This is a genomic window from Streptomyces sp. NPDC002537 (assembly GCF_053594975.1).
The window spans coordinates 1-10,422 of record NZ_JBSFWT010000145.1 but is presented as its reverse complement, the minus strand read 5'-3'; the positions used below and the strand labels follow the sequence as shown (position 1 = coordinate 10,422).

The 10,422-nt window shown below is 72.3% G+C and carries 10 protein-coding genes and 1 pseudogene; 1 reads left to right on the top strand and 10 read right to left on the bottom strand.

What is annotated here, in order from left to right; genetic code table 11:
* Positions 1-154: 154 nt before the first annotated feature.
* From ACWD4A_RS34185 to ACWD4A_RS34155, 7 genes are all read right to left on the bottom strand, one after another.
* A complete protein-coding gene (locus tag ACWD4A_RS34185; protein ID WP_451200172.1) occupies positions 155-1,678 on the bottom strand; it encodes an MFS transporter in 1,524 nt (507 codons plus the stop codon).
* A gap of 132 nt (positions 1,679-1,810) precedes the next feature.
* Positions 1,811-2,833 carry a class II fructose-bisphosphate aldolase gene (gene fbaA / locus ACWD4A_RS34180; protein WP_451200170.1) on the bottom strand — a complete coding sequence of 341 codons (1,023 nt, stop codon included), beginning with the start codon at positions 2,831-2,833 and terminating at the stop codon, positions 1,811-1,813.
* 189 nt (positions 2,834-3,022) lie between these two features.
* Entirely contained in the window at positions 3,023-3,562 is a 540-nt protein-coding gene (pyrE, locus tag ACWD4A_RS34175) for an orotate phosphoribosyltransferase (RefSeq protein ID WP_451200167.1), read from the bottom strand.
* Between the two features lie 10 nt (positions 3,563-3,572).
* Positions 3,573-4,376: an aldose epimerase family protein gene (locus ACWD4A_RS34170; RefSeq protein ID WP_451200165.1), complete on the bottom strand. Its 804-nt coding sequence runs from the start codon at positions 4,374-4,376 to the stop codon at positions 3,573-3,575.
* A 55-nt stretch (positions 4,377-4,431) separates the two neighbouring features.
* Complete coding sequence (locus ACWD4A_RS34165; RefSeq protein ID WP_451200163.1) at positions 4,432-5,217, bottom strand: SRPBCC domain-containing protein; 786 nt, start codon at positions 5,215-5,217, stop codon at positions 4,432-4,434.
* An 89-nt stretch (positions 5,218-5,306) separates the two neighbouring features.
* Positions 5,307-5,957 carry an NAD(P)-dependent oxidoreductase gene (locus ACWD4A_RS34160; protein ID WP_451200161.1) on the bottom strand — a complete coding sequence of 217 codons (651 nt, stop codon included), beginning with the start codon at positions 5,955-5,957 and terminating at the stop codon, positions 5,307-5,309.
* Positions 5,958-6,000: 43 nt separating this feature from the next.
* Positions 6,001-6,624: a DsbA family protein gene (locus ACWD4A_RS34155; protein ID WP_451200159.1), complete on the bottom strand. Its 624-nt coding sequence runs from the start codon at positions 6,622-6,624 to the stop codon at positions 6,001-6,003.
* Between the two features lie 125 nt (positions 6,625-6,749).
* Between ACWD4A_RS34155 and ACWD4A_RS34150 the strand changes: the two genes are divergently transcribed.
* Positions 6,750-7,661: a helix-turn-helix domain-containing protein gene (locus ACWD4A_RS34150; protein ID WP_451200156.1), complete on the top strand. Its 912-nt coding sequence runs from the start codon at positions 6,750-6,752 to the stop codon at positions 7,659-7,661.
* On the opposite strand, the gene ACWD4A_RS34145 is transcribed toward ACWD4A_RS34150, so the two are convergent.
* From ACWD4A_RS34145 to ACWD4A_RS34135, 3 genes and pseudogenes are all read right to left on the bottom strand, one after another.
* Positions 7,649-9,232: a polyamine aminopropyltransferase gene (locus tag ACWD4A_RS34145; protein ID WP_451200153.1), complete on the bottom strand. Its 1,584-nt coding sequence runs from the start codon at positions 9,230-9,232 to the stop codon at positions 7,649-7,651. The two genes, ACWD4A_RS34150 and ACWD4A_RS34145, sit on opposite strands and share 13 nt — an antisense overlap.
* Before the next feature lie 93 nt (positions 9,233-9,325).
* A complete protein-coding gene (locus tag ACWD4A_RS34140; RefSeq protein ID WP_451200151.1) occupies positions 9,326-9,844 on the bottom strand; it encodes a DUF2617 family protein in 519 nt (172 codons plus the stop codon).
* A 338-nt stretch (positions 9,845-10,182) separates the two neighbouring features.
* Positions 10,183-10,422 (bottom strand): annotated as a pseudogene (locus ACWD4A_RS34135) (hypothetical protein); the annotation flags it as partial.

Here is a 10,422-nt window from a genome sequence, read left to right as displayed (position 1 = left end):
CCCAGCGGTAGCTGGGGGAGATTGAGGACGCGGCCGCAGGCCGCCCCCGCCGCAGGCGGCGAACCGGCCCGCAGCCGGGGCCCGGGGGGGGCGGACAGCTCCCGCCGCAGGCGGCAACGGCGGGGCAGCCAAAGGCCGGAGCACGTACCCGCCGCTACGACGTCGTCGCCTCGTCGCCCGGGTCCAGGGGCGGGGCGCCCACCCCGCAGTGGTACGCCGTTTCCGGGTGGCAGACAGGCCGCCGCGTGCGCCGCACCGCGAACCACGCCAGCGCCGACCCCACCACCAGCGCCCCGGCGCAGAAAAGCATCGAGCGCCGGAACGCACCCGTGAACGCCGCGGGATCGCGGTACGTGTCGCTCCTCATCCCTGCCAGCAGCGGCAGCGCGGCCACCGCGATCAGCCCCGCCGCGCGGGCCGCCGCGTTGTTGATGCCGCTGGCCAGCCCCGCGCGGGCGACATCGACCGAGGCCAGCACGGTGGACGTGAGCGGGGCGACGAGCACCACCATGCCCATGCCGAGCAGCACCAGCGCGGGCAGCACGTCCCGCCAGTACACGGCGCCCGCCCCGACCCGGGTCATCAGCAGCATCCCCGCCGCGCACAGCAACGGGCCGACGGTCAGCGGGATCCGCGGGCCGATGCCCTCCGCGACCCGGCCGGAGCGCGCGGACAGCAGCAGCATCAGGACCGTCGTGGGCAGCAGCGCGGTCCCCGCCTCCAGCGCGGACCAGCCCACGACCACCTGGAGCTGCAGCACCGACAGGAAGAAGAAACCGCTGAAGGCCGCGTAGACGCACACCGTCACGGCGTTGACCGACGAGAACATCCGGTTCGCGAAGATCTCCGGCGGCAGCATCGGATCCGCCCGCCGCGACTCCACCCGCCAGAACGCCACCGCCAGCAGCGCCCCGGCGACCGCCGGGCCGACCACCCAGGGCGAGGCCCCCTTCTCGGGCGCGGCGATCAGGGCGTATGTCACGGCGCCGAGCGCCAGCGCCCCCAGTGCCGCGCCGAGGACGTCGAACCGCCCGTGTGCTCCGGGGTCCCGGGTCTCCGGTACGAACTTGAGCGCCACGGGCACGCAGAGGGCCGCCACCGGCAGGTTGATCAGGAACACCCAGCGCCAGCCCGGTCCGTCCACCAGCCAGCCGCCCACGAACGGCCCCACCGCCGACGCCACCCCGCCGAGCCCCGACCACGCACCCACCGCGCCGGCCCGGTCGTCCGGGTGGAACACCGACTGGATCAGGGCGAGCGAGCCGGGGGTGAGCAGCGCCCCGCCGACGCCCTGCAGCGCACGCGCCGCGATCAGCACCCCGGCGTTCGGCGCCACCCCGCACAGCAGGGAGGCCAGCGCGAACCACACGACGCCCACCACGAACACCCGCCGCCGCCCGAACCGGTCGCCGAGCGCCCCGCCCAGCAGGATCAGCCCGGCGAGCGTGAGCATGTACGCGTTGATGGTCCACTGCAGCACGGCCAGATCGGCGTTGAGGTCCGCGCCGATGTGGGGCAGTGCCACATTGACGACGGTGCTGTCGAGCATCGCCATCCCGGACCCGAGCACGGCCGTCAGCAGGACGGCCCGCCCGGTGCGCGTCCCCAGCCGTACGGCGGGCGCGTCCGTGCCCACCGCCCCGGACGTCGTGGCCCCGGCCCGTGCCGAGTCACTCATGCTCGGATCATCCCCCGGCCGGGCCGGGCCCGCCAGTGAAGGGACCGCGCACGAAGAAGGTCCTGGCCCCGCTCGGCGAGCGGGGCCAGGACCTTTCGCGACTGCGCGCGCACCGTCACCGGTGCCGCACGGCTACTTCAGCTTCGTGCCCGTGGAACGCAGGTCGGCGCACGCCTTGGTGACGCGCTGCGCCATACCGGCCTCGGCGAGCTTGCCCCAGGTGCGCGGGTCGTAGGTCTTCTTCTCGCCGACCTCGCCGTCGACCTTCAGGACGCCGTCGTAGTTCTTGAACATGTGGGCCGCGACCGGACGGGTGAAGGCGTACTGGGTGTCCGTGTCCAGGTTCATCTTCACGACGCCGTTCTCCAGCGCGGTGCGGATCTCCTGCTCGGTGGAGCCGGAACCGCCGTGGAAGACGAAGTCGAAGGGGCTGGCCTTGCCGTACTTGGCGGCCACGCCCGCCTGGAGGTCCTTCAGCAGCTCGGGGCGGAGGACGACGTTGCCCGGCTTGTAGACGCCGTGGACGTTGCCGAAGGAGGCGGCCAGCAGGTAGCGGCCCTTCTCGCCCAGGCCCAGGGCCTCGGCGGTGCGCAGCGCGTCATCGACGGTGGTGTACAGCTCGTCGTTGATCTCGTGGCTGACGCCGTCCTCCTCGCCGCCGGTCGGGGTGATCTCGACCTCAAGAATGATCTTGGCGGCGGCGGCCTTGGCCAGCAGCTCCTGGCCGATGGCCAGGTTGTCGGCGAGGGACTCGGCGGAGCCGTCCCACATGTGCGACTGGAACAGCGGGTTCTGGCCCTGGGCGACGCGCTCCGCGGAGATCTCCAACAGCGGGCGGACGTAGCCGTCCAGCTTGTCCTTCGGGCAGTGGTCGGTGTGCAGCGCGATGTTCACCGGGTACTTCTTGGCGACGACGTGCGCGAACTCGGCGAGCGCGACGGCGCCCGAGACCATGTCCTTGCTGTACTGGCCGCCCAGGAACTCGGCGCCACCGGTGGAGATCTGGATGATGCCGTCGCTCTCCGCCTCGGCGAAGCCGCGCAGCGCGGCGTGCAGAGTCTGCGTCGAGGTCACGTTGATGGCCGGGTAGGCGAACTTGCCTGCCTTCGCCCGGTCGAGCATCTCGTTGTAGACCTCGGGGGTTGCGATGGGCATCTGTCCGCTCCTTGTGATGTGCGGGTGGGCGAGGGGGCCCTGACCTAGGGGGCGACGTTCATCGTCGTCCCCATCTTCCCAGACTCCCCGAATTGCTCCACATGGGTCCTTGCCCCGACAACGCCCGACGGGCGGCTGGTTTCACGTGAAACCAGCCGCCCGCCATGGACGCTTTGTAAAAACAGCAGGTCAGGAGAGGTCGAGGTCGCCCAGGGAGTAGCCCGTCACATAGCGCAGGCCCGCGCCCTCGATGGCCGACTCGGCGCCGCGGTCGACGATCGTCGCCACCGCGACGACCTCCGCGCCCGCCTCGCGGGCCGCCTCGACGGCGGTCAGCGGCGAGCCGCCGGTGGTCGAGGTGTCCTCGACCACCAGGACCCGGCGGCCCTTGATGTCCGGGCCCTCGATGCGGCGCTGCATGCCGTGCGTCTTCTGCGCCTTGCGGACGACGAACGCGTCGAGCCTGCGACCGCGCGCGGCGGCCGCGTGCAGCATCGAGGTGGCGACCGGGTCCGCGCCCAGGGTGAGACCACCGACGGCGTCGAAGTCCAGGTCGGCCGTGGCGTCCAGCATCACCTGGCCGACCAGGGGCGCCGCCTCGGCGTCCAGGGTGATCCGGCGCAGGTCGATGTAGTAGTCGGCCTCCTTGCCGGAGGAGAGGGTCACCTTGCCGTGGACCACGGCCTTGTCCTTGATCTGCTGCAGCAGGGCGTCACGCGCTTCGCTCATGCCGACGAGCTTAGGCCAGCGTCCGCCAGGTCCATGTCGTGGAGATCTCCAACGGGTCGATCGGGGTGACGAGCCGGGGCAGTGTGTTGAGTCCGTTCGGGGGACCGGACTGCGGCTCGACGCACACGGCCTCCGCCTGCTCGTCGTAGATCACGACCCACTCGGCGCGGCTGGCGACCTTCAGCTCCAGCGCGCCGGGCCAGGTCAGGGTGACGTCCACGCCGTCGGGCATCCCGAAGCAGTCGTCCCAGGGGCCGGGGAGCGGGGCGATGCGGCGGCCCGTCGGCAGGTGGTCGTCGCCGCGCTCCTCCTGCCACGCGGCGTCGAACGCGAGCTGCACGTCGTCGCCCGTGCCGAGGTTGCGCCGGAACCACGGGTGCCAGCCCGCCTGTGCCGGGAAGGAGTTGTCGTACGTCTCCACGCCCATGGTGAGCGTGAGGGAATCCGCCGCCAGCTCCACCATCTGGGTGACGCGGCCGCTGTACGGCCAGGGTTCGGCGAGGTCGTACGTGAAGGCCGCGGAGTCCTCCGCCACGCGGGCGGTGTGCCAGGCGGTGTCACGGCCGGTGCCGTGGATCGCGTGCGGGGCGGAGTTGACGGGCATCTGGTGGCGCTCGCCGCCGTTGCGGAACTGTCCCAACTCGATGCGGCCGCACCAGGGCACCATCGGGAAGGCACCGTACTTGGCGCCCTCCCTGAGGAGTTCGGTTCCGGCGATCCTGAAGCTGCTGATGCGGCAGCCGTTGCCGGGGTCGACGGTCAGCTCGGCGGTGCCGGCCTTGAGGTGGACCTCTTGTGTGTTGTCGGTGCTCACCTTGCCGACCCTATGGGCTGAGCCGCCGCGACGCCCGCGGCGGCGGGGCGGGCGGCTACCGCCGCCGCCGCAGCACCCGTCCCACCACGACCGCCGAGGCCAGCGCGACCGCCGCCGCGGGGGCGGCCCAGCGGAGGGCCGCGGCGGTGGCCGACGCCGCTTCCGGGGCCGGGACCGGCGCGTAACGCCCGCGGGGCGGCGCGTGGTCGACCTCCTCGGCACTGCGCCCGATCATCGTGCGGCGCGCGTGCGCGGCCTCCGCGGGCGGCTCGTCGTCCACGTCGTCGTCCTCGTCGAGGTCGTCGTCGGCCGACGGATCGAGGGACGGCGGCGGGACCTCGGTGTCGAAGACGCTGCCGCCCTCCAGCCGGGGGCCGTCGCCGGCCGCGCCCGCCTCCTCCTCCGCGTCCTCCCGCAACTCCTCCACGAGCGCGGCGGCGAAACGGTCCAGCAGACGGCGGGCGGTGGCCTCCGTGGTCTTCTCGTCGAACTCCGCGAGCCGGCCACCGCTGCCGACGGTCCCGGTGCAGACCAGCCGGGCGCCGTCGGGGGCCGGTTCCAGCACCCCGCGCAGCGCGAGCGTCACCGTGCCGGAGCCGCGCACCTCGGTGCCCTCGCCCGACAGCTCGTACGCGCCGTCGTGCTCGGTCAGGTGCAGCGAGCCCCGGTAGGTGATGGTCGAGCCACCTATGCGCAGCCGGAGGCGTCCGGCCACGAGCGCGCCGGAGGCGTCCGCGACGTCCTGTTGGAGGCCGGGCACACAGCGCACGACCCGGGCGGGGTCGGCGAGGACCCGGCGGACGGAGTCGACGGAAAACGGAACGAACACCTCATGCTCCATAGCAAGCGAGCCTACCCACCAGGCCCCTCACCAGTGCCTCTCAGGCCGAACTTTCCGCCGGACCCCGTGCCTTCGGGGGCCGGAAGGCGTCAGTCGCCGACCGTGAAGCGCTCGCCCACGTGCTGCGGCTTCTCGATCTCGTCGACGAGCGCGACCGCGTAGTCCTCGGCGGAGATCCGGCTCTTGCCGTCGGCGCCGATGACGAGGTCCTCCAGGCTCGTCCGGTACGTGCCGGTGCGCTCGCCGGGCTCGATCAGTCCGGCGGGGCTGATGTTGGTCCAGCGGACGTCGCCCACCGTGCGGTAGAAGTCCAGCGCGTCACCGTGCGCGTGCATGATCTGCAGCAGGAACTCGGGGAGCCCCTCGGCGTCCCAGACCTGCTTGCCGTCCGGCGTGCGCAGCGAGCCCGCGCCACCGACCGTGATCACACGGGGGGCCGCGTCGCCGAGCGTGCGCACCCCGGCCACCAGCGACTCGGCGGCGGGCTTGATGGTCGCGACGTGGCCGGGGCCGTCACCGCCGCCGACGGCGCTGACGACGACGTCCTGGTCCTTGGCGGCCGCGGCCACCGACTGCGGGTCGAGGACGTTGCCGGTGGTGACGGTGAGGGCCGGGTGGGACTCGGTGATCTTCGCGGGGTCGCGGACGACGGCCGTGACCTGGTGGCCGCGGTCCAGCGCCTCGCGCAGGATGCGGCTGCCGATGGTGCCGTTGGCGCCGAAGAGGGCGATCTTTGCCATGTGGGGGCTCCTGAAAGTGAGAAGAGGGAACGTGGGGGGGGTGTCAGTGCTGGTCGAGGGCCCGGGTGAGCGCCTGGGCGGAGGACATGGGACCGCCGAGCCGCCGCACTCCACCGGGGGTGTGGAGCAGCAGCGTGGGGTAGCTGTCGACGCCCAGTCGGCGCACCTCACGGAAGTCCGCCTCCGCCTCGCGGCGGGCGTCCGGGTCGGCGAAGACGGCCACGGCGGCCTCGGCGTCGACGCCGTCGAGCCCGGCGGCGACCGTGCGCAGGGTGTCCGGGGCGGAGAGGCTCCGCCCGTCGGCGTACCAGGCCCGCTGGAGCGCGCCCGCGAACTCCAGTGTCCTCTCGGGCGCCTGCCTGCGCAGCGCGACGAGGGCCGTCGCGGCGTCGGCGGAGTCCAGCACGGCCGTGCCCTCGGCGAACGCCTCGGCGTAGCCGGGGCCGAAGACCGCGCCGGTCAGCTCGCCGATCCGGAGGTCGGACTGCGGGATGTAGGGGTACGCGGAGACGGGCTGTGCGCGGGGTCCGGTGAAGAGCCCACCGCTGAGCACGGTCAGCTCGATGCGCTCGGCGTTCGCCGCGGCGAACTCGCGGACCGTCGGACCGAAGCCGTAACACCAGCCGCAGTAGGCGTCGAATGCATAAGTGAGCTTGTGCCGTGCCATGTCTTTCCCTGAAACGTTCAGCCGGTCCAGCCGGGGCCGACCGTGTGGTGCACACACCGTTGTGGTGCGTTATGACCAAGCTACGGCCGGTTTCCGGGCCCAACCAGGTACGCTCGGGTCTTCTCATGGTGAAAAAGCGACATGCGCAGCCGGACGAGAGCGGCGAGATCATCGAGCTCGCCTATCAGGCCCCACCGGGGACCCCCGCCGGTGTCGAGGTGATGACGCTCGCCGAGCTGCGCTCCCGCGCGCCCGAAGGACTGCTGGGGCGGCCGCAGCGGCTGGACTTCCACCAGATCGTCGTCGTCCGCTCCGGCTCCGCCGGGCACACCGTCGACTTCACCGGCTACTGGCTGGAGGAGGGCTCGGTGCTGTGGGTGCGCCCCGGGCAGGTGCAGCAGTTCGGGGCGGTGGAGGAGATCGAGGGCGCCGTCATCCTCGTACAGCCCAACTTCCTCTCGCCGGGTACGGCGGTCGCGGCCGTGGCCGACGACCCCTTCCGGCCCGTGCTGTGCCAGCCGGTCGGCCAGGACCGGGAGGCCGTCCTCTGCGCCGTGCACCATCTGGAGGCCGACTTCCGCACCAGCAGCGGCCTGCCCTCCGACGTGCACTCCACCGTCCTGCGCCATCTGCTGTCCGTGCTGGTGCTGCGCCTCGCGCACCTCACGGCGCCGGTGGGCAGCAGCGTGCCCGCGCCGGGCGATGCCTTCGTGCGCTTCCGGGCGGCCGTCGAACGGGACTTCGCGGCCACGCACCGGGTCGCCGACTACGCCCGCACGCTCGGCTACTCGCCCCGCACCCTCTCGCGCGCGGCCCTCGCCGGCGCGGGGGTGGGCGCCAAGGAGTTCATCGACCGGAGGGTGATGCTGGAGGCGAAGCGCCTGCTCGCGCACAGCGAGCTGCCAGCCGCCCGGATCGCGGAGCGGATCGGCTTCGACGACGCGGCGAACTTCTCCAAGTTCTTCCACCACCGCGCCGGTTGCTCCCCGGGGGCCTTCCGCACGGACCTGCGGGACTCCGCCCCTCAGTCCGCGTAGCGGGGGTGCATGAGCGTCGACGGCAGCGCCCCCTGCTCCCTGCCGCGCTCGGCGGCACGGGCGCCGGCCGCCAGCTCCGCCGGGGTGAGGGAACGCAGCGCGGGCCGCACCGCGGGGAGTTGGAGGGGTATGGACTCCCGGGCGGCCAGCACGAAGCCCCAGTCGTCGCCCTCGCCACCGCGCCCGTCGCCCCGCCGCGCGGCACCGGCGGGCCCGCCGCCGTCCACCCGGTAGGGCCGGGTGGCCAGCCCCAGCGAACGGACCGTGGCCTCCACCGTCCAGAAGACGTGCGGGCGGGCGCCGACCGTGCCCGCGTGGATCGCGATCCGGCCGCCGGGGGCCAGGCCGCGCTCCGCCAGGCCGTAGAACTCCTGGGAGTACAGCTTGGTGCTGGGGGTGATGCCCGGGTCGGGCAGATCCGAGATCACCACGTCGTACGGGGGCTCGACGGCGGGTACGGAGCGCAGCCACTCGAAGGCGTCACCGGTGACCGTGCGCACCCGCGGGTCGCGGAAGGCGGCCCGGTTGAGCGCGGCCAGGTCACGGTCGGTGCACGCCAACCGCAGTACGGCCGGGTCGAGTTCGACGACGGTGACCGAGGCGACGTCCGGATAGCGCAGCACCTCGCGCAGGGCGAGGCCGTCGCCGCCGCCGAGCACCAGGACCCTGCGGTGCGGGCCGGACATCGCGGGGTGGACCAGCGCCTCGTGATAGCGGAGCTCGTCGTCCCCGCTGACCCGTAAGCGGCCGTCCAGGAAGAGCGACAGCGGCTTCCCGCTGCCGCCACCGCCCGTGAGCACGACCTCCTGCACGTCCGACTGCACGGCCACCCGCACATTCGAGCCGTATACCGCGCGGCGGGCGGCGCGCTCGAACGGGCCGGTGAGCACCGTGCCCACCGCCAGCAGCGCCAGCACCAGGGCGTTGGCGACGAGCAGCGCCCACCGCGCCCGCACGCTCAGGTCGCCGCGGAACAGCCACAGCACCAGCGCCCCGCCCGCCGCCGCGTTGACCGCGCCGGTGAACAGCGCGCCCGTCAACTGCCCCAGCACCGGCAGCAGCAGGAAGGGGAAGGCGAGCCCGCCGACGAGCGCGCCCACGTAGTCGGCGGCGAAGAGATCGGCGACCGCGCCGCCCGCGTCCTGCCGCCGGATGCGCTGGATCAGCGTCATCAGCAAGGGCACTTCGGCCCCGATCAGCACCCCGATGGCCAGGGAGAACCCCACCAGGGCGAGCCGCGCCTGCCCGAACCAGGCGAAGCAGGCGTAGAGCGCCATCGCCGACAGGCCGCCCGCCAGGGCCAGGGCCGCCTCGACGGCCGCGAACCCCAGCGCGGCCCTGCCCCGCAGCCGTTTGGCGAGCAGCGAGCCTATGCCCATCGCGAAGACCATCACCGACAGCACGACGGACGCCTGGGTGACGGAGTCGCCGATCAGATACGAGGCCAGAGCGACCAGCTCCAGCTCGTACACCAACCCGCAGGCGGCGCAGATGAAGACGGTGGTCAGGACCACGAAGCGGCCGAGCCCGGCCGGTACGGGCAGCCGCGCCGACACCGGGCGGTAGATCATGATGGGAACGCTACGTCACGATCCGACAACCTTTTGTCACCCACAAGGGTTGATTACAGGTGTTCCATGGCCGGTTCGCCCCTCCGGGCGGCTTCAGAGCGGCGCCGTCGTCCGCGCGGCCACCCGCGTCCTGGTGGCGACCAGCCGGCCCTCCTGCGGATAGGCGTGCCAGGTGCGCCAGCTGACCTGGCCCTCGCACCGCTGCGCGAGCAGCGCGGTGAAGGCGTGCGGGCTGCCCGGGAAGATGCCCGCCAAGCCGTACGGATGCTCGGCGACCAGCGCCAGCAACTCCTGTGCGCGGCCCGCGAAAGAGCCGTGCGACAGCGTCTCTATCCGGGCCGCGAACTCGTACTCCCAGGCCCCGACGCGTTTGGCCACGCCCAGCGGCAGGGGCGTCGCGCTGCCCGGCAGACAGGCGACGGTCTCCGAGCAGACGCCGTCCCCCTCCTCCAACAGCACCTGGTGGGAGGCGCCGAGCAGGCGCAGCTGGACCTGGGAGTCGGCGAACTGCAGATCGAGGACGGCCAGGGCGGGGAGGGGGTCCTTCCCCAGACACCAGGCGAGATCGGCGGCGCGGGTATCGGTGTAGGTGGTCGTGAGGGTGGTGAGCATGGGTCGGCTCCGCAAGCACGCAGTGGAGGGTGGGCCGGCCCGCCGAGGAGGACCAGGGTCTTCGAGTGCGCCGGCTCATGCCCACAGACGAGTGTTCCGTGGGGTCCGAGGACAGTGATTCCGAGGATTCCGCGAGGAGTCGTCTCTGACACGTGTCTCTGAATGAGAGGGAATCATGAATTGACCGGTGCTCACAGCGTTTTTACCCATCTCATCGTGTTTTCCATCCACGCGAGGGCCGGGCAGTTCAACTGTTCAGAATCATTGCGACTTCCAGGCCTCCGACAAGCGGCCGGACGCATATGCGATCAAGCATGGGTCATCTGCAAATCCCCAGATCAAAGGGCGTTCCTGAGCTTCTTCGACCGTTTGTCCACGGATTCTTCACGAGTACGGAACGAGAAACGCACGGTGCCGCAGGGCGCATTGGGGCGCGGACCAAAGGCGGGCGCATGAATTCCCACCACCCCGGCGCGCGGCGGGAGTTCGTCACGGAATCGCACGCCGCTCGGGCACGTCCACGCGCGGACGTCCGGGGTGATGCCCAGCACGACGAGCATCAGCAGGTAGCGCAGCGC